This is a genomic window from Nocardia bovistercoris (genome assembly GCF_015674855.1).
Taxonomy (GTDB): domain Bacteria; phylum Actinomycetota; class Actinomycetes; order Mycobacteriales; family Mycobacteriaceae; genus Nocardia; species Nocardia bovistercoris.
In genome coordinates this window covers 64,935-83,496 of the sequence record NZ_JADMLG010000023.1, presented here as the reverse complement: position 1 = coordinate 83,496, position 18,562 = coordinate 64,935, and the positions used below count along the sequence as shown (strand labels likewise).

The following is an 18,562-nucleotide window of genomic DNA, read 5'->3' as shown; positions in this document are numbered from 1 at the left end:
TGCGTTCGGTGTGGTCACATTGTGGTCAGATGTGTCACACAGCCTTGCGGGGGACCAACACCGACACCGCCTCCACCGCTGCGTCCTTCGCATCCTCGTACACGCTGGCGTAGATATTGCCCGTGATCGTGAGGTCCGAATGTCCGAGGATTTCCGACACCGTTTTCATGTCCGACCCAGACGCGAGCATGAGCGACGCGGCGGTGTGCCGGAGATCGTGGAACCGGATCGGCGGGAGATCGGCGGCGGTCACCTGTCGCTTGAATTCCTTGGACACCCAGTGCGGATCGAGCGTTTCCCCGGTGGGTGTGGTGAACATGTAGCCCGACCCCTTGCCCACACCCCACGACAACAGTTCGGCGCGTTGGTCCGACCGGTGCGCGGTGAGCAACTTCACACCCGCCGTGCCCACCGACACGGACCGGCCGGACGCATCTGATTTCGGGGTGTCCTCGATGATCCCGTCCGGCGTGCACACCAGCTGGCGTTCCACGGTGATCACGCCATCATCGAGGTCCGACCATTTCAACCCGCACACCTCCCCGCGACGGAGGCCGCAGTGCGACGCGATCCAGAACAACGCGTACAGCGGGTGGTCGGCCATCGCATCGAGAAACGCGCCCAGGTGCGCGGGGGTCCACACCATCGATGACGACGGACGGGGCGCGGACCGGCGTGCGGCGGCCACGGTCTTACCGTCCTCCACCAACGCGGCCACGTCCCACCGCCACGACGACTCACGGGCTTTGGTCCACACCAACGCGCGGGGTGATCGACCACCGGCCATTTTCACCAATGCCGCCGCGTTGACCGTCACGAGACCGGCCCTGAGCGCGTCGGAGAGCGCCGAACGCAACACCGCCCGCATCCGTTGTGCCGACGATGGGGCGAGGTGGGTGTGGTCATCGAACATGGCCTTGATGTGCGCCGACCGGAGATCACGCAACCGGACGTGGCCGAGGTGGGGAACGAACACCTTCTCGATGTACCGCGAATAGTTCGCATGGGTGTTGGCCTTGATGTCGTCCTTGCCGTCGATCCATTCGTTGAGGTACTGGCCAACAGTCATTTTTTCATTGACCACAACACCTTTCGACGCACGGGCCTTCACGTCGTCCATCGCGGACACGGCATCGTTCTTGGTGGCGAACCCGGCACGGCGGACCTGACTCCGCGCACCGCCCATGCCGACGACGCCGATCGTGAAGCCCCACGTGCCGTGATCGGCCCACGTCCCATTCGGACGTTTCAACTTGGGGCATTTGGGGCCGAGCTGGACGCGCTTGCCGTTGTCGTCCACGGTCGTGCACCCGCACCGCCGATAGACCGAACCTTGTGCCATCAGAGTTCCTTCGCCTAGAAATGACAATGGCCCCGTTGCCGGGGCGCATCGGATGTGAGATATGCAGTTGTGGGAGAACGGGTTTAACTGGTTCCTGACTCCTCCCGATGCAACTTGATTTCGTTCGCGAGTCGTTTGGTCATGCCGCCCCGGAGGTTCCGCATGGCGGCGGGATCCTTGGTGCCGTGATGGGCCAACCGTTTGTCACGTTCCTCGGTGGCGGTGTGGCCCCACAGTTCGCAGGCGATCCCGATTACAACGTCACGGTCGATGTCGAGGCGCACGGCGATGCTCTCGTCTGCGGGCAGGCGGACATCGTTTCGGAAGTCGAGAACGCGCGATGCGTCGTGATCCGCCTCGCCTTTCAACGCATGTTGGATATCGCTGCGACTGACCGTGTACTCGTCGTTGAGGTCGACAAATCCGTCACCGTCGAACCACTCATGGAGTTGGACCTTGTAGGCGTCCGACAGGATCAACAATTCTTCGATCGAGACCGATTTGCGGTTGCCGCTTTCGAGCGATGACACATGGCTCTGCGCCCAGTTGAGGCCGAACGCCGACACGCGCTGTGCACACTCCGACTGGCTGTCACCTGCCTTGACGCGGATGCGTTTGAGGTTCAGGCCGACGACGTGACCTGTCCTTTTCTCTGTCATGCAACAGACCATACCGTATTCATGAACCAGTTGCACGTATTCATGACGACGGGTTACCGTTGGCGTCGAACATACGTGAATCGTGTTCATGACATTGATCGAGGAGATGGAGAATGGCCGGTCAAATGACCATCGAAGACATCCATGCGTTGCCCGCCATGTTGGGTATCGAAGTGGCCGGGCGGGCGCTCGGGTTGTCCCGGCAGCACGCCTACACGTTGCGCATGAATGGGGAGTTTCCGGTACAGGTCCGCCGGATCGGTAGTCGGTACAAGGTGTCGAAGGCCGACGTAATGCGGTACCTCGGCATCGACCCGTCTGCACACGGCGTGACCACACCCCCCGCTGCCACGGACAACGACGGCGGGATTTCACCCGTTGTGACAATCCGCTCGGGTCGGGTGGTGCACCCGGTCACGGGCAAGGTCATCGAACCGGACAAGGGATACAAGGTCGACGGCCGCGCGATGTTGGGGGCCGACATCATCGCCGTACTTCATCGGTGGGGTGTGGTGGCGTGACGTCGATAGTCGACCACGAGTGCCTCATGTGCGGTGAATTTATCGACGGTCCGGACGTACCGGAAGACGTTCGGTTCGGTGTTCACGCCGTCGGGTGCCCGCTCGAACCACCCCCACCGGTGAATCTGGACGCGGTGGTCAGGTATCCGGAGCACGCCGAATGCCGACACGCGCAGAAGGCCGCTGCCGTTGCGAAGTGCGAACGGCGTAACCGACCGGTGCCGGAGATGGCCCCCCGACATCCCCGGTGCACGCACCCGCTCACCGCGCATGAGGTCGACAAATGCAACAGGCGTCGGTTGTCGCGCGTCCCGAAAAGGTGGCGAATCCGCCAGGGGCCAGTCAAACGGGCCAAACGATCACACGCCCGGTGCGACCACCCCGCCACTCCCGCAGGCCGCGCCGCGTGCCGCGCGGCGGGCAGACCGAATCACGAGACAGGACAATAGGAATGAGCGAATCAACCGTGGCAATGCGCCATATCGAAACCGACTTCAGCGATGCGGCGATCATGGCCCCGCATTTCGCGCGGATGTTCCGGACGGACGGATTCCTGGTCGCGTCGTTCGGGGTGAAGCCGGGTGCGATCCAGAAGTACCCCAACACCCGCGAGGGATATGGGCGGTTGTATGCCGACGCGGCCGAAGCGGAGACACGTGGGCGCAGTTCGTTCTTCAACGGTGGGGTGTGGTCGGAGGTCGGTCGGACGCTCAACAGTCGAACGGCCACACCCGCCCAGGAACAACACGTGCTGTGGGTGGATATCGACGCGGACAAGAATCCGAACTGGGACCTGTTGAATCGGTTGCAGCGCAAGGGATGCCTGATCATCAACTCGGGCTCACTGGGGAATCAACACGTGTGGTTCATCATCGAGGACGCCATGGCCCCGGACACATGGCAAGAGATGAACACCGCGCTTACACGGGCGGTGGGTGCGGACCACAAGGACAACGTGCACTCGTGGCTCCGACTCCCCGAAATGAAGAGTTTCAAGCCGGTGCACGGACCGGATGGCCGGAAGGTCGAAATCTACGACATCCGTGAGGGTACGTGGGGCCTCGATGAATTCAAACGGGCAATCGGCTACAAGCCCGTTTCCCGGCCTGGGGGTGTCAAACGGTGGAACGATGCCCGAAACGGCCCGATAGCCCCGGAAACGGGCAAACAGCGGGCATTACCGGCCGCCGTACGATGCGTTAATCCGGGGTCATACGACGACAAGAGCGCAGGGTGGTGGCAATTCTGGCGGTTGTGCGCTGAGCATGGTGTGTCCAAGGAGCGGGCGAAGGCGTACACAATCGACCACGAGGATTTCCCGCGTCGGTGGGATGACGCAAACCTCGACAAACAAATCCATAAGGCGTACGCGGAGGAATCGGCCGTGTCCACACCCGCCGCGCCGACCAAGGCGAAACGCGCACGGCGCACCGAGTGGGGGCTCGATGATCTCATGCGTGCGAAATTTCCAAAGTTGCGGTTCATCGCATCGGGCCTTCTGACGGAGGGACTGGCGCTCGTTGTTGCTGCGCCGAAAACCGGAAAGTCATTTTGGCTGCTGGATCTTTCGCTCGCGGTGGCACAGGGTAAGCGGGTATTCGAGTCGATCGACACCACACCCGGCGAGGTGTTGTATCTCAGCCTCGAAGGTGGTGGCGGGCGGTCGCTTCAATCTCGTGTGAAAACCCTTGTGTCGGGCGATGAACTGGAACCGCTCCACCCGATCCATTTCAAGACCGAGTGGCCGAATATGAACGACGGCGGTATCGGCGCGCTGGATGAGTGGTTGGCCGATCACCCCGAATGCTCGCTGGTTGTGATCGACACACTCGCGGCGTTCAAAGGCGAGCCCCGCGCCGGACGAGTAGACCCTTTCGCTGCGGACTACGGTCCCGCCAAGGAACTTTCGGACCTGGCCCACACCCACAGTTGCGCAATCGTCGTCGCGCACCACGACCGGAAAGCCGAGGCCGAGGACTACGTCGATTCGATATCGGGTACCAAAGGATTGACCGCAGCGGCCGATGTGCTGATCGTGCTGCGACGGCCTCGGAACAAACCGGTCGGCAAGATGTTCCTGGTGGCCCGTGAGATGGAAAGCGCCGAATGGCTGGTCGCGTTCGAGGACGGCCGGTGGCGGATCACGGATCAGGCGGAAGTCGAAGCAGGCCGCGGAACTGCCAAAGGGACGGTGCTCAAAGCATTGGGCCACGACGTGCTGACGGCAGAACAGGTGTACGAACGAGTGCAAGCATGGGATCGAACGATGACACTCGGCAATGTGCGCACCACGTTGAGCCGCCTTGCCAAAGTGCAGCAGGTGAACCATTCGAAGCCGGACGGAACGTACGAACGGGTGTAAACGTGTAATTGTGTAACTGCCAGCCATGGAATTACACAATTACACAATTACATCAATTTATATCGGGTGACGTATGAAACCGCATGTCAAGCAGTATGTCGCGAACGGGGATCGGTCGAATAGGGGCCGGAATTACATCGGAATTACACTCCCAGTGTAACAAGTTTAAGGTGTTACACCCCCATGTAATTCCGGTGTAATTGCGGCCCGATATGTGACCGACCGAAACCTGTGATTCAGAAATGAAAGGTGCATCACAATGGGCGACATCAAACTACGGCGGGCATCGGCGGTGAAGGTGCGCCGGTTGAAAGCGTCGGAACTCGACGGGACGGAATCGCGTCGGGGGGTGTGGTCGACATTCCCGCATTGCCCTGGTTGCAAGAGGCGGTTGTGGTCGAAATCTCCACGGCATCCTCGCGACCCGCGCGGGCCGGTCATTCCGCCGACCGATGACGGACGGTGCCCGCATTGCAAACGCACATTGTCCGGCCGATAAATGGCCGGGCCTCGGGGTGTTAGAAATTGGGGCATTATCCGATAAAATGGATTCGATATTACGTGAGGGAGAGGACGATCAAATGCCCGCCAAAGGATTTAACCTCGTGAACGGCGTTTACGAACACGATTTGTGGGGTGATCGGGACACGTTCGAGCCGCAAGCGCACGAATTGTGCCCGGACTGCACGACGCCGTCTGTGCTGGTCGACATGACCGGGACGATGTATGACGTTCCGCCGCGATCGGTGGTGTACCGACGCCATGACGACACGTGCCCGGCGGTGAAACGACCGGCCGCGAAGAAACGGGGACGGAGGGCCAAAAAGGGGGCTTAAAAACACGACTTACCGGATTCGGTATTACGTAGTAATGGCGCAGTTAAACCCTTCAAGCGTTGATACAAAGGAATGGATCGTGAAGCAACTCACCGAAGGGGACTTGGAAGACATGTCGCCCGTGGAAATCATCAAAGCCTACGAAGCGGGCGAACTGGATGAGTACGTCGGAAGGGACGTGAAGAAATGAACGATGGATTGCAGCCCCCCGCGCCCGTCGCGGTGCCGAAGAACATCACCCGCGCGGCGACTACGCCCGTGCCCCGGCCTGCACCGTCGGGAGCCGTAGTCATGCGGGAACCCACACGGTCCGAGCCCCGCACCGATCTCCCCGTCGTCGAGCGGGAATCCACGGAAGGAATGAACGAATGAGCGCGGAACAGAAGGCGCGTGACGCCGCACAGGCCGTCATCGACCTCGAAGAACGGGTACGCGACGGAGACACCACGGTCACGGCCGCGATGATCGAGAAGGCGCGGCGTGAATCGTCCTACGCCGAACTGCTGGTCGACGCCGAACGGCGGGGTGTGGAGAAACAGCGCCAGGCCGAACGCGCCGCCGCCGTCGAGGCGTTCATGGGCGAATACGAGGAGTACATGACCGGTGCGGACCTCGAAACGCTCCGTGGGGTGTACGCCAATCTGGTCGTCGCTGCGGCCGACCTCCACACGTTGCTCGCGGAACGCAAGCGGGCGCAAACGGACATCATGAACCGCGCCCTCGCGTTGGGCCTGTTCGCGGGTCCGATCAATCCTCAGTCGGGCGGTGGCAACGCGCCCGTGCCGAACGACGCGGAACGGTGGCGGTCGCGGTACGTCAAGCCGCAAACCGATTACCTCGCGCTCGCGGTGCAGGAGGGGCAGCACGGGTACGTGTCCGCCAACGGCCAGACCGTCACCCACGCGCTCCACACCCCCGAACGCGCCGAGGAATTCCGTTCGCTCACATCGAGCAACAAGCGGGAACTGGGTATCGAGATGCGTGACCGCATCCTCAACGATGCGCTGACCGTGACCGAACCCGCATAACCTCTCTGCCCGTGACGCACCCCGTCGCGGGCAGACGAGTAGACGGCAGAGCGGAGTTCGGCCGCGAACCGACCATCCAGTCACAGCCATCCCTTCGCTTCCGCAAAACGTGCGACCAACGCGAAAATCGCAACGGGTGCTGTGCGCCTCAATGTCAGCAGGATGCCGAATCGTACCGTGACGCCCCATCCGGCCGTAGCCGCGTGTAGGTCCGTGGTACTGACCGTGCTCGACTGGTTCAAGCTGGAACGACGTCCACGTTTGGCTTTGTCGGAACGCTGCGGCGATCCATTCTGACCGCTAGTCATGTGACCCTCCCGGTTGGCGCGACTAAGCGCCCCACCGGATCAGCGGGTTAGAGACTGCCCGAATCAGCTTGACTCGGCTGGGAGATAACCCCGCCCAGGTCCAGGGGCCACGTTCATGGCTACGTCAAAACGGTAGCAGAGACAAGTCGATCGAGTCCAAGCCGTTGATGGCGGCAGCGTCAACCAGCGACCACCAGCGGTGTCGGTCGATCCTGGGATTGCGACGACACCTAGGGCATCGGAAGTCATACGAACTGCGGCTCAGGTTGAATTCATCCGCCTGTTGCTCACCCACCGCTGGTGCCGCGAACCATCTCAAGGCGTGATTCATTCCATGTCCGCCGCCGAGTTCCCGGCGAGCGGTTGTCAGCAATACCGGCTCGTGTTGTCCCCGATCGGAGCAGAGGACAAAAACGAAGAAATCCACTTCGGCACCTGACATCGTGTACTGCCGTGGCGCATCGGGGTTGAGCCTGAGCGGTTCGTTTGCCATGTCGATGTCCTGACTGCGGCGGTGTGGTTCATCGTCCGGTGGTGTCGGCATATGGTCTCATCCGACATGAAATGCACGCTCGCCTGCCGCACGTCAGATCGTGCATGTGCAGGGTGTGGTCACACCGCCCCGAAAGCCGTACGTGACTCATGTGGGTTGGCTATGGTCACCCGATGGGCTACTCATTCCGAATTCATATCGAGGTCAGCGGCCATACCCGACTGAACATTGATGAGCCGCAACATGAACTGACATCCGACGGTGCCGTTCCCCGCGTTGTGTTGACGACGGAATCTGAGCGATCCATCGTGACGGCGGAAACGCTGTTCCTGATTGGGGGCTCGTACCAATCGCGCGACAAGGCCGAGGACGAAGCGGCGCGTTGGCGGGTAGCGCTTCAAGGGTCCTTCGCGAAACTGCAAGTCGGGGCGGACTTCGGTGACCGTGTGCCCCGCGAACCCGACCAGATGCCAGCGCACCAACTCATGTCCGCCAACACTGGCGCTCGTGCGGTCGCTGGTCACCACGGGACGATCGTGTTCGAAGACGATCCGTTCCCCAGGTTCAACACGCTACAAGCGGGCGCGGTCCGGCCGGTGCCCCCCGATCAACTGGCGACCGCGCTCAAAGGTGCGTTGGCTGCTCCGCGGACTACCCCGATGCCGAACGACGAAGCGGCGTACGTCCTGTTCAGCGCGTCGTTTTTCGAGTCGAACCCCGAAGCGCGAATCATCCTGTTGACCAGCGCCATAGAGGCGTTCCACGGTAACCAGCGAAGCGGACCGATCACGCGAACGTTGGAGAACTTTGTCGCGACGAAACTGCCAAATGGGCAGTACGGGGGTATGTCGTCGGGCGACTTCTTCATTTACTGCTACAACGTTCGGGGAGACATCGTGCACGGTCAGGCGAGCCGACTGGACCGCGCGGGGGTTACGCTGGCCGCCGATCATCTCGAACGGATGGTCGCTGACCTGCTCTCGGAACCGTTTCCGGCCGGGTAACGCACGTCGTCCGGGCCGGTGTGGACACGATCGTGGCGGAATGACCCGATAGAGGCGGCTATATCGGCCGTGGGCGGGTTATCGGGGGCGGTTGGCGGCCGGGATACCCCCGACGGCCACACGGCCCGCTGAGGCGGCAATGGATTCGATTTCGATTGCAGCCCAGAGTGGTTCGTATCCGGGTAACCGCAGCCGTGCGTCATCGAGCGTCGGGTACGGCGCGAAAGCGATGTGTCCGCGACGGGTGTACGGGATCGGAGAGTCCGGCCATTCGACCGCGCGCCGGTCCGTGGTGGGGTCATCGACGTATTGGATTCTCAGCGGAACCGACCAGATGTCACCGAGCGCATCAGCGCCCGCGATCCACGACGCCGTGATGCCGGTGGGTGTGGAGGTCCGGTATATCCGCTCGAACGGTGGTGTGCCGCGCCGGTAGACGAGCATCATTCCTCGCGTTCGCGGTTGAGCCGCGCGATGATGTCGGCCACCGTGGGGCCGGACGGTGGTTCGCTCGATACCAGCGCCCACGCCACGCTCCACACGAGGACGATCGCGAAGAATGCGATGAGGAATACCTGCCATCCGGCCATGTCGAACCCTCCCGTTCGATGGCTCCCGACGCCGGGGGGTTTGTCACCCACCGGAGCCGTTTCCGGTCGGTGTGCCCGCGCGGGGCATCACCCGGCATCGGGGCCGACCCACACGTTATGAAGGCTGGTCGGTAACTCGGAACATTGTTGCGAATTGTTGCGACGCTAGGCTTTTGGACTGGTGGGCGCGCGATTGACCGGGCGGTGTGGTGCGTTCACGATGGACCGTGCGGCGCAACCGTTCGCAACACCGAAGGCAGGGGAGCAATCATGCGTCTAACGTTCATCGGCAAGGATCCGGGATCGAATCCGACCGGCTCGCCGACCGTGTACCGCACAGACCGGGAATCGTGGGTGGTGCAGGGATGGGTGGTCACCGATCCGGAAACGCTGGCCCAGATGGACATCCCGGAAGGCGAATCGTGCGTGGAGATTCCAGACAGGATGATCCCGTTTTTCAGGCAGGGAGACAGTGGCGTCGATAACGGATGACGAGTTCGACCGGTTACTGACGACGTTCGACCGCGAGTCGGTCCACCTCGAATCACGTGACGCGTACGGCACGGCGGTCGAGTTGCCGCACATGGCCCAGTGGGCGGCGGGTGAACCGGACGACCTCGAATGGTTGGCGGGGTGGTGCGCCACACTCCGCGACCACGTGAACGCGGGCCGGTCGGTGCGCCGTGCCCGCATCGTGTCCGAACCGCTGAGCGATTACCAGCGGTGGTCGCACGCCATCGCGGGGCCGATGGTGGACGCGGGCGAGGATATCCGTTGGGTGCCGCGTCGGCTGGTGTCGTCGGTTGCGATACCGGGCAACGATTTCTATCTGTTCGATGACCGCCTGGTCGTGTTCCTGCACTACGCCGGAAACGGGCTGGGCACCGACAAAGTCACATCCACCGATCCCGACGACATCCAGCGGTGCCGCACGGCATTCGAGGCGGTGTGGACGCTGGCCATACCCCACCGTGAATACAAGCCCGTCCAGTTCGGCTGAGCAGGCGCGCAAGGCGCTCGGTGCCCGGCTGCGGGAGCTACGCAAAGACGCGGGGCTCAGCGGCCGGGCATTCGCCGATGCCACGGGCCAACACTTCACGCGGGTATCGAAGATCGAGAACGGCACCCAGGCGCCCACCGATCACGACATCCGCGAATGGTGCCGGGTGTGTGGTGCCGACGACCAAACCCCGGACCTGATCGCCACACTGCGCGCGGTCGATTCGGCATACCTCGAATTCCGGCGTCAGAGCCGCGCCGGGATGAAACGGGTACTCGGTGCCCACACCTCCCAGCGATACGAGCACACCGACGTGTTCCGGATCTACGAACACAACGTGATCCCCGGACTGTTCCAGACGGCCGAGTACATGGCCGCGATGCTGACGTTCTGGGTCGGGTTCCTCGGCACCGACGACGACGTAGACGAGGCCGTGGCCGTGCGCATCGAACGGCAACGGGTCATCCAGTACGGCGGCAAACGGATCGTGGCACTGCTCGAAGAACAGGCGCTGCGCACATGGTTCGGAACGGCCGAGGTCCAAGCCGGACAACTGGGCCGGTTGCTCGAATTGATGTCCCAGCAGAACATCTCGCTCGGGATCATCCCGTTGATGCGCGAACGCGTGGCGGTCGGATCGGCGGGGTTCTGGATTTTCGATGACTCGTTGGTCGCGCTCGAAACACCCACGGCCAGTATCCAGGTCACGCGACCCCAAGAGATCCACATGTACGCCCGGATGTTCGAAGCGCTCAAGTCGTCGGCGGTGTACGGCCGGGACGCCCGCGGACTGATCGTGAATGTCCTCCGCGAACTGGACGGGTGATCCGGGGCGATGGCGCGTCCACACCACCCGAAACACCCGGCTAGATTCAATTGTGAGCGACGCTAACGGTTTTCGGGCGGTATGGGGTCCACGGGACAACGCAAGCCGCCCACGGGCCGGGTGCGTACGATCGAATCTCGTGGCAACGACAAACCTTTTCCCGTGGTGGGACAGCCTCATGCCGGAAGCGCGCTATGCACTGCTGTCGGACCCGTACGGCCCCGTGCCGGTCGAACACGTTCCGGAGCTGCGGTATCACAGCGACGCTGCGATCCATTGGCGCGAGGATGGAACGGGCGCGGTGTACGTCGTGCAGAGCACCGGTGCATCCGAACAGATCGAGTCGTACCGGGACAGGATGGAGAAGTGGTTCGCGTCTCTGGACCCGCAGCAGCAGGCGGTTGTGCTGGCGCATGATGATGGCAAGATTCCTGCCGAGTTGCGGGATGCGGCCTCGACCGCAGTCGGCGGGGTTTCACCGGAACCGAAGCTGGGTCCGTTCGCGGTCGACTTCCTCATTTGGAAGGCGCGGTCGGCGAACGCGTCGTAGCGCGGACTGCACACGGCCCCACACCCAACGCGGGGCATGGGGCCGTCGTGCGGGGCGGGGTTACTCGGCGGGGGGTGTGGCCGGGGCCTTCGCCGCTGCGCGCTCCTTGGTCCATTTGGTGAATCGGGTCTTCATGGGGCCGACATCCTTCGTGGTGAACGCGTACCGCTTGCCCGATCCCACCGCCGTGTAGTCGGCCGACGCGCGGAGGAACACCCGCAGCGTCTTGGCGTCGGTGCCCAACGCCTCGGCGACCTGCTTGGTGGTGAGCGTTTCGGTGGTGGCCTTCGTGGTCATGGTCCGGGGTCCTTTCGATCGGGTGGGAGGACCGTAAGAGACCGGACGCCGCTGTCTGACGAATCTGTAGTCAGTCGTGATCTTTTGGGGCGCAACCGGGATGATGGATCGGACACGGGAGAGGGGCAGATGGGGTACCTACCACGGCTCATACCAGAACGCACGATCGACTCATTGCTCGCGGCGGAGATAGTGCGGCACGATCCGTATGCACTGATCTGGTCGCCCAGCCAGCGGGCTAAGAACGCGGTTGATCACGTAGCTCAAGGCCAGATGGGCCGTTTTGCTGCATTCGAGTGTAAGGCGGTCATCAGCAATGCCCGCCGTGATCCTGCTGTTTCCTGGACTGCGCCGATCGATACGTACCAGCTGGGACGCTATGTCACGTTGCCTGTACCTGTTGTCTACCTTTTCCTGGCGAAACCTAAGGTGCCCGCATATCCCTACGTGCGAGAGTGTGATCTGGGCCGCTGTACAGGACGCCATTGTTTGGCGTGTTGCCGGGACAGACGATCATGGGGAGCGTTAGTTCCTCACATCCAGGAAGCATCCCCAATGCTCAAATTGCAACCGTGGTTCTGCCACTGGGCGTGGGTCATTCCGGCCACTGATCTGCACACTATGTTGACAACCAGAGCCGCAGGCCGTGTTCTCGAACCGGAGGAAGTGATCCCCACCGAGGACGGCAATATATTCCTCAATGACCGGAGCAAGGCGACCCGGCTATGCCATTTCTTGGCAGACGTTGCGAGTGGCGCTACTACCGGACAATGGACCGCGCATGCCGCTGAAGCGGGTGGGTTGCTCCGCGATGTCGGATGGCCGCTCCCGATGGTGGAGGCCGACAGTGAGGATAAACCCACCTTGCCGCTGTTCTCATTCTTCTCGCCCGCATAGAGGTCCCGGTCAAGTGTGCACACGATGTGGTCACAAATGCCGGATGACGGGCGGTCACCGGGGAGCATGAAAACCGTTGTCTACCTGCATGGGAGCGGTTAGGGGAGTAACGTCGGATCACCGGCGATCACGGTTGTCCGGTTGCTCGTAATGAAAAGGTCGGGGGTTCGATTCCCCCAGGCGGCTCCATACTCCTCCCACAGTGGGGTATTCGTGGCTGCCTGTTGTCAATCGTGTCGCTGTGGTGGTGCTGTACTCAGCGGCACATTTTTTGCGGGTAGCTGTGGCGGGAAAATCCCGACGGTAACCGTACAGGGATCCCGTACGTTTGACGTATGAGGCAGATTTCCTACACCGAGGCTCGCGCGACCCTGGCGAAGGTCCTCGATACTGCTACCGATGACCTGGAGGAGATCGTAGTCACTCGCGCCGGTCATGAGCCTGCGGTCGTGGTCTCGCTTCGGGAGTACGAGTCGTTGAAGGAGACTGCGCATCTGCTCGGCACCCCCGCCAACGCCCGGCATTTGCAGCGCGGACTGGAAGAATTCGCGGCGGGCGGATTCGCTCCCGGTGAACGTCTTGACGTGCCCGAAGGCGATGATTCGGCGGGGGTGGCGTGAAGTCGCAGTTCTTCGGCGAAGCGTGGAACGACTACGTATGGACAGTCGCCAACGATCGGTGGGCGGCCCGCAAGATCAATCGCTTGTTCGATGACATCGCGGCCAACGGCCACGCCGATGGGATCGGGAAGCCGGAGCCATTGCCGCACAGTCTGGCTGGTTGGTGGTCGCGGCGGATCACTCAGGAGCATCGGTTGGTGTACCGGGTCGAGGACGAGGTGATCCATATCTTGTCATGCCGCCACCACTACGAGTAGGTACGCGGATTCGTGCGGTCGTACCGAGTCGTACTCGTGGTGGTGATGCCGAGATAGGTGTGAACCGACAGTGGGGACGGGGATTCCGTTCACGGTAGGTCGCGGCGGTGGGTCAGGTAGAGGGCGGCTGTGGTGAAGGTTGTCGTGTAGACGGCCAGGGTGGTGATGGCTGTCCACGGGGTGAGGGTGGTGAGAACGCCGGGGGTGGTTTCGCCGGTGAGGGTGCGTAGGGCGCCTGCCAAGGAGCCCGCGGCGGTGCCGGGGAGGTAGTCGGTGGCGGTGCCTGCGCGGCCGAGCATGTCACCGAAGAAGCGCAGGACGTTTTCGAGGACGAGTAGCCAGACCAGGCCGAGGCCGACGGCCAGTGCTGGGCCGCGCGCGATGATTCCGATCAGGATGCCGAGCATTGTCCACATGCCGAGAATTGCTGTGGCGCTGCCGATTCCGGCCAGTGATCGGGTCGGTGACGGGAGGTCGACCGGTTGGGATTCCACGGCGGCGATGAGGGTCGCGATGCTCAGGTCGACGGCGAAGGTGCACAGTACGACGCCGACGACGATCGTGAGGACGGCAAGTACGGTGCCCGCCAGGGCTGGGATTCGCGCGGGGCCCTGGGTGAAGACGGTTTTCCAGGTGCCCCAGCCGTAGCCGCTCCCGGTGGCGAGGCCGCCGAGGATCAGCATCAGCGCGCCGCCGAAAACCACTGTGCCGCTAGTGAATTCCTCGGGAACGGCGGCGGGCATCAGCTGGGCGAGGAGTTCTTCGCGGGTTTGGCCTTCGGTGGCGTTGGAATCGCCGCCCGTGTAGCCGACGTAGTTGAGCAGGTACATGAATGTGAGGTTCAGCGCGAACCAGACGCCGATCAGTGCCCATAGGGTCGGCCAGCGACGCAGCCGCAGCAGTTCGGCGTTGAAGCTCGCGATCATCACGCCACCTCGCCGGTCATGGCGAAGAACGCCTCTTCGAGTGAACGTTCCTCGGTGCGTAGTTCGTGCAGGTCGGCGCCCGCGTCGATGATGGCGCGCGCGATCCGCGGCGCGACCTCGCTGCCCGCGTTCACGCGGATGCCGGTCGCGGTCAGGCCCGCGTCGTCTACGGTGGCGCGGACCGCGGCGAAGGCGATGTCGATGGGTTCGGCGCGCACGTAGAGAGTCGTGTTGCCGCGCATTTCGGCGACAGTGGACTCGGTCAGCAGTTTGCCGCCGTGTATGACGCCGACCCGGTCACAGATCTCCTGCACTTCCGACAGTAGGTGACTGGACAGCAGGACGGTGTGTCCGTCGGCGGCGAGATCGGTTATCAGGCGGCGCATTTCGGCCATTCCCGCCGGATCGAAACCGTTGGTCGGTTCGTCCAGTATCAGTAGTTCCGGGTCGCCGAGCAGGGCGGACGCGACGCCGAGTCGCTGTTTCATGCCGTGGGAGTAGGTTCGGAATCTGTCGTGTCCGCGTGTCGCGAGACCGACTCGCGCGAGTGCGGTGTCGGCGGCGGAGTCGGGGACGCCGCGATAGCGTGCCATGACCCGCAGGTTGTCGCGGCCGGACAGGTAGGGGTAGAAGCCGGGGTTCTCGATGAGAACACCGAGACGCGCAAGGGCCGCCGGGTCACCCGGTGTGCGCCCGAAGATCCGCGCGGCGCCGCTGGACGGGTGGACGAGTCCGACGAGCATGCGCAGGGTCGTGGTCTTGCCCGCGCCGTTGGGGCCGAGGAATCCGTAGATCTCGCCCGCGCGGACGGTGAGTGCGACATTGTCGACGGCGAGATGGTCGCCGAAGCGTTTCGTCAGCGCGTCGGTGAACACGATGTCGTTTGCCATAGCGGAACACTATTTTCCGCGCGGGCCCGCCACATCCCGCCGCAGGGCGATCTTTTCGACTAGCTCTCGGGAGTGACGGCCGCGCCCGCGGGTCGGCGGTTCGGTGCGGGGTTCGCGCGGTTCATGCGGACGGTCGGCGGGTCGTCTTCGCGGCGGACCAGGGGTATCGGTCGGCGCAGATCGACCAGTGTGGCGACCGGTAGCTTGTGCTCGCGGCGCATGATGTCGCCGATCTCCGCGGCCGCGACGCTCGCGGTAGCTGTGCAGTCGCCGGGGCCGAGTGCGACCAGTAGGCCGCCGCGCACGGTCGCGGTGAGCGGTCGCAGGAGCAGGGCCACGCGGAGTTCCAGGTCCAGTTCGCCGACCCGAGTGCCGTCGACGGTGACCTCGAGGTGCGGACTGTAGGTCTGGGTGACCTCGTGTTCGAGTAGTTCGACCTGTTCGGATCCGCCGGATCGGGTGCGCATCGCGGCGCCGCGCAGTCGGTCGTAGCGCCGCCAGCCTTCGACGCACAGTCTGCCGAGGTCCATTTGGAGGAGTCGGTCCATGGCGGTGGTCACCTCGCGCAGCGCGGTCGAGCGGAGCACGGTCGTGACCATCGGCGCACGGCGCAGCACGAAGTGCTCGACGTCGTGCTCGTGCAGGCAGCGTGCGAGTTCGCTCACGCTCGCGGCGTGTGGGATGCCATGGAAGAGCACGGATTCGGCGGTGATCGGCGGACTTGTCATCACGGTACCTCTCTGATCTGCAATCGTGGCTCGCCGCCGAAGAGCCGGACCAGGACGGTCGGCGCGCCGAACTGTCGGAAGCCGATCGCGGGGGCCGAGTCGGTGACCACGGCGACTCGCAGGTCGGGTCGGGTCGGGTGCCGTTGGCGTCGGACGCGGCGCCGCACGATCGAGGTCGCCACCGCGAGGGCGAGCAGCATCGCGCCGAGGCCGAGGATGGAGCCGACCGGGTTGGTCGGGTCCGGGGTTGTGGTCGACGAGTCGGTGTCGATGCCGCCGCCCTGCGGTCGGGCGACGGGGGGTGACGAGACGGTGGTCGTGGGGGGCGTCACAGGTGCTCGAGCCGGGACGATCTGGATGGTGACGGAATCGTTCAGCCTTCTTTGCAGGTGGTCGCAACTCGCGGAGATGAGGTATGCGCCGACGGCGGTATCCGCGGGAATGGTCACCGGTACCTCGGCGCGCGGGTCGACGACGGTGCTGGTGCCGGAGTGGGTGAGTGTCACGCCTCGGCACGGCCAGCCGGTGAGGTGGACGGTGATGGTCGTGCCCGGCTGCGCGGCGGTCGGGTCCGCGGTGATCGCCGGGGAGAACGATGTCAGCGGCGTGGTCGCGGGGGTCGTCTGCGCGGGCGGTGGTGTCGTGATGGGTGGCGGTGGTGTCGTGATGGGAGGCGGTTGAGGGGTGCAGCATTCGGAGCCTGTCCCCGCGTGGGGGGTGACCGGTCCGCCGGGGGCGGTTGGCGGGGCCGCGGGCTGTGAGACCGGTGCGGCGCTCGCGAACGGCGCGGGCGCACCGATCAAGATCGTCGCGGCTGTGGCGACCAGCAGTGAACGCGCATCACATCTCATGTCGATCTCCGGTACGGGTGTTCCGAATTCGGAGATCAGTTTGTGGCGCGGGGTGAATTTGCGCACGAGTAGCCAGCTACCTGTTCATACACTCGTGCAGTAACTGGCCCGCATCGGGTGGGCGGTGCGCGGGAGCGAGTGTCCATGTCTCGGTCACAACGGCCGTGTGCAGCGACTTCGCGGGGGGCTTTGTCGCGAGGCCCAAAGGTCCCGAGGCGGATAGGTGGCGCGTCACATCACAGTTGACTGGGGTGGCCGAGATGCGGAACACTACTCTGCGATAACCGGACACACGTATCCGGTTACCTCCGGGCAGCCGAGTTCCTTTCCATTGTGCCGGATCGGAACTCGCCTACGGAATTCGGTCCCGACAGCGCTGTCGGTGCCGGCTGGACCGCCTCGCGGACAAGCCGATCGCCGGGTGTGCCAACGATCGAAGGACCGCGCAAGCCTCTCAGGAGTTGATATGCGAGTGTTGCCCGGTCGTTTGCTGCTCGTGCACGCGGACAGCAGGCTCGCCGAGCATTTGTGCGGTGTGCAAGTCATGGGTCTCACGGAGCCACGAGCCCGTGAACTCATCGATTTCCACTCCGAACATCAGCCCGACGACTGCCAAGTGCATCTGGCGTCGCTGGAACTGCTGCATCTGCGGCCCGGACAGGCCTGAACAGACGCACCGGTAGGCGGTCGGGGCCTACCGGGTGCGCGGACCGGGCGAGTGCGCACGCCGTGCTCGCCCGGTCGTCGCGGCCCGCGGATTTCACCCGGCCGATCGGCTCACGGCATGCCGCCGTCGGAGCGCAGGGTCGTACCGGAGGTGTAACTCGACGCGTCGGAGGCGAGGAACAGTGCGGCCCCGATGATTTCGGCGGGGCTGCCGAGGCGCTGCAGGGCGTGCGCGGCGAACGGGTTCTCGGCCGGATCGAGATCGTCGAGATTCCAGCCCTTGGTGGCGCCCGTGCGATACGGACCCGCCATCAGGGTGTTGACCCGCACCTTCGGCCCGAATGCGAGGGCGAGCCCTTCGGTCATGGCGTTGAGACCGGCCTTGGCCGCCGCGTACGGCACGATCGAGGGGCGCGGGCGGATCGACCCGGTGGAACTGACATTGATGATCGACCCGCGCCCGGCCGCGACCATACGCTCGCCGACCAGCACCGACAAACGGAACGGGCCCTTCATGTTCAGGGCGACCACGGCGTCGAACAGCTTCTCGCTCACCGAATCCAGTGAGTCGTAGACGGGCTGCATCCCGGCGTTGTTGACGAGGACGTCGACCTTGCCGAATCGGTCGTAGGCGGCATCGACCAGTCCGTCGAGCTGATCCCACCGGCCCACGTGCACGCCGTATGGCATTGCGGCCCTGCCGGTTTCGCGCTCGATCTCGGCCGCCGTCGCCGCGCAGTTGTCGTAGTCGCGGCTGGCGACGATCACGTCGGCCCCGCAGCGCGCGACGGCGAAGGCCATCTCGCGTCCGAGGCCGCGACTGCCGCCGGTGACGAGTACGACCCGGTCGGTGAGGTCGAAGATGGTGTCGGCGTATCCCATGGGAACTCCTGTTCGGTCGGCGGATGTGT

Annotated in this window: 22 protein-coding genes; 12 read left to right on the top strand and 10 right to left on the bottom strand. The window is 63.7% G+C overall.

What is annotated here, in order from left to right; all coding sequences use genetic code 11:
- Positions 1–34 precede the first annotated feature (34 nt).
- Both IT779_RS34260 and IT779_RS34255 read right to left on the bottom strand, forming a co-directional pair.
- Positions 35–1,342 (bottom strand): tyrosine-type recombinase/integrase, encoded by a 1,308-nt coding sequence (locus tag IT779_RS34260; protein WP_196153627.1) that lies wholly within the window; start codon positions 1,340–1,342, stop codon positions 35–37.
- Between the two features lie 83 nt (positions 1,343–1,425).
- Positions 1,426–2,001, bottom strand: coding sequence for a helix-turn-helix domain-containing protein (locus IT779_RS34255; protein WP_196153626.1), 576 nt, complete (start codon positions 1,999–2,001; stop codon positions 1,426–1,428).
- 125 nt (positions 2,002–2,126) lie between these two features.
- Here IT779_RS34255 and IT779_RS34250 point away from each other — a divergent pair, with 125 nt between their 5' ends.
- The 3 genes from IT779_RS34250 (at position 2,127) to IT779_RS34240 (ending at position 6,748) form a co-directional block, all read left to right on the top strand.
- Complete coding sequence (locus tag IT779_RS34250) at positions 2,127–2,522, top strand: helix-turn-helix domain-containing protein (protein ID WP_196153625.1); 396 nt, start codon at positions 2,127–2,129, stop codon at positions 2,520–2,522.
- A gap of 451 nt (positions 2,523–2,973) precedes the next feature.
- A complete protein-coding gene (locus IT779_RS34245; RefSeq protein WP_196153624.1) occupies positions 2,974–4,884 on the top strand; it encodes an AAA family ATPase in 1,911 nt (636 codons plus the stop codon).
- A gap of 1,204 nt (positions 4,885–6,088) precedes the next feature.
- Positions 6,089–6,748 (top strand): hypothetical protein, encoded by a 660-nt coding sequence (locus tag IT779_RS34240; protein ID WP_196153623.1) that lies wholly within the window; start codon positions 6,089–6,091, stop codon positions 6,746–6,748.
- Positions 6,749–7,180: 432 nt separating this feature from the next.
- Here the strand turns inward: IT779_RS34240 and IT779_RS34235 are convergent, their stop codons facing one another.
- Positions 7,181–7,600 carry a hypothetical protein gene (locus tag IT779_RS34235; protein ID WP_196153622.1) on the bottom strand — a complete coding sequence of 140 codons (420 nt, stop codon included), beginning with the start codon at positions 7,598–7,600 and terminating at the stop codon, positions 7,181–7,183.
- Between the two features lie 122 nt (positions 7,601–7,722).
- Here IT779_RS34235 and IT779_RS34230 point away from each other — a divergent pair, with 122 nt between their 5' ends.
- A complete protein-coding gene (locus tag IT779_RS34230) occupies positions 7,723–8,553 on the top strand; it encodes a hypothetical protein (protein ID WP_196153621.1) in 831 nt (276 codons plus the stop codon).
- A gap of 443 nt (positions 8,554–8,996) precedes the next feature.
- On the opposite strand, the gene IT779_RS34225 is transcribed toward IT779_RS34230, so the two are convergent.
- A complete protein-coding gene (locus IT779_RS34225) occupies positions 8,997–9,143 on the bottom strand; it encodes a hypothetical protein (protein WP_196153620.1) in 147 nt (48 codons plus the stop codon).
- Positions 9,144–9,413: 270 nt separating this feature from the next.
- Between IT779_RS34225 and IT779_RS34220 the strand changes: the two genes are divergently transcribed.
- The 4 genes from IT779_RS34220 to IT779_RS34205 all read left to right on the top strand — a co-directional run bounded on the left by IT779_RS34220 (position 9,414) and on the right by IT779_RS34205 (position 11,519).
- Positions 9,414–9,635, top strand: a complete 222-nt coding sequence (locus IT779_RS34220) for a hypothetical protein (RefSeq protein WP_196153660.1) — start codon at positions 9,414–9,416, stop codon at positions 9,633–9,635.
- On the top strand, positions 9,616–10,143 hold the full coding sequence (locus IT779_RS38980; protein WP_196153619.1) for a DUF6879 family protein: 528 nt from the start codon (positions 9,616–9,618) through the stop codon (positions 10,141–10,143). Before IT779_RS34220 ends, IT779_RS38980 begins: the two co-directional genes overlap by 20 nt.
- Positions 10,115–10,969, top strand: a complete 855-nt coding sequence (locus IT779_RS34210; RefSeq protein ID WP_196153618.1) for a helix-turn-helix domain-containing protein — start codon at positions 10,115–10,117, stop codon at positions 10,967–10,969. Before IT779_RS38980 ends, IT779_RS34210 begins: the two co-directional genes overlap by 29 nt.
- A gap of 139 nt (positions 10,970–11,108) precedes the next feature.
- Positions 11,109–11,519, top strand: coding sequence for a hypothetical protein (locus IT779_RS34205; RefSeq protein WP_196153617.1), 411 nt, complete (start codon positions 11,109–11,111; stop codon positions 11,517–11,519).
- 60 nt (positions 11,520–11,579) lie between these two features.
- Here IT779_RS34205 and IT779_RS34200 read toward each other — a convergent pair whose 3' ends face one another.
- Positions 11,580–11,816 carry a hypothetical protein gene (locus tag IT779_RS34200; protein ID WP_196153616.1) on the bottom strand — a complete coding sequence of 79 codons (237 nt, stop codon included), beginning with the start codon at positions 11,814–11,816 and terminating at the stop codon, positions 11,580–11,582.
- A gap of 555 nt (positions 11,817–12,371) precedes the next feature.
- Between IT779_RS34200 and IT779_RS34195 the strand changes: the two genes are divergently transcribed.
- The 3 genes from IT779_RS34195 to IT779_RS34185 all read left to right on the top strand — a co-directional run bounded on the left by IT779_RS34195 (position 12,372) and on the right by IT779_RS34185 (position 13,590).
- Positions 12,372–12,713 (top strand): hypothetical protein, encoded by a 342-nt coding sequence (locus IT779_RS34195; RefSeq protein WP_196153615.1) that lies wholly within the window; start codon positions 12,372–12,374, stop codon positions 12,711–12,713.
- A 335-nt stretch (positions 12,714–13,048) separates the two neighbouring features.
- Positions 13,049–13,333, top strand: coding sequence for a type II toxin-antitoxin system Phd/YefM family antitoxin (locus IT779_RS34190; RefSeq protein ID WP_196153614.1), 285 nt, complete (start codon positions 13,049–13,051; stop codon positions 13,331–13,333).
- Positions 13,330–13,590, top strand: coding sequence for a Txe/YoeB family addiction module toxin (locus IT779_RS34185; protein WP_196153613.1), 261 nt, complete (start codon positions 13,330–13,332; stop codon positions 13,588–13,590). Before IT779_RS34190 ends, IT779_RS34185 begins: the two co-directional genes overlap by 4 nt.
- A gap of 89 nt (positions 13,591–13,679) precedes the next feature.
- On the opposite strand, the gene IT779_RS34180 is transcribed toward IT779_RS34185, so the two are convergent.
- Genes IT779_RS34180 through IT779_RS34165 form a run of 4 tightly spaced genes read right to left on the bottom strand, consistent with a single transcriptional unit; the run spans position 13,680 to position 17,051 of the window.
- Positions 13,680–14,516, bottom strand: coding sequence for an ABC transporter permease (locus IT779_RS34180; protein WP_196153612.1), 837 nt, complete (start codon positions 14,514–14,516; stop codon positions 13,680–13,682).
- Positions 14,516–15,406: an ABC transporter ATP-binding protein gene (locus IT779_RS34175; RefSeq protein WP_196153611.1), complete on the bottom strand. Its 891-nt coding sequence runs from the start codon at positions 15,404–15,406 to the stop codon at positions 14,516–14,518. Before IT779_RS34175 ends, IT779_RS34180 begins: the two co-directional genes overlap by 1 nt.
- Positions 15,407–15,465: 59 nt before the next feature.
- Positions 15,466–16,134, bottom strand: coding sequence for a hypothetical protein (locus IT779_RS34170; protein WP_196153610.1), 669 nt, complete (start codon positions 16,132–16,134; stop codon positions 15,466–15,468).
- Positions 16,134–17,051: a hypothetical protein gene (locus tag IT779_RS34165; RefSeq protein WP_196153609.1), complete on the bottom strand. Its 918-nt coding sequence runs from the start codon at positions 17,049–17,051 to the stop codon at positions 16,134–16,136. Before IT779_RS34165 ends, IT779_RS34170 begins: the two co-directional genes overlap by 1 nt.
- A gap of 400 nt (positions 17,052–17,451) precedes the next feature.
- Between IT779_RS34165 and IT779_RS34160 the strand changes: the two genes are divergently transcribed.
- Positions 17,452–17,652 carry a hypothetical protein gene (locus IT779_RS34160; protein ID WP_196153608.1) on the top strand — a complete coding sequence of 67 codons (201 nt, stop codon included), beginning with the start codon at positions 17,452–17,454 and terminating at the stop codon, positions 17,650–17,652.
- Positions 17,653–17,762: 110 nt separating this feature from the next.
- Here the strand turns inward: IT779_RS34160 and IT779_RS34155 are convergent, their stop codons facing one another.
- On the bottom strand, positions 17,763–18,533 hold the full coding sequence (locus IT779_RS34155; RefSeq protein WP_196153607.1) for an SDR family NAD(P)-dependent oxidoreductase: 771 nt from the start codon (positions 18,531–18,533) through the stop codon (positions 17,763–17,765).
- Positions 18,534–18,562 lie beyond the last annotated feature (29 nt).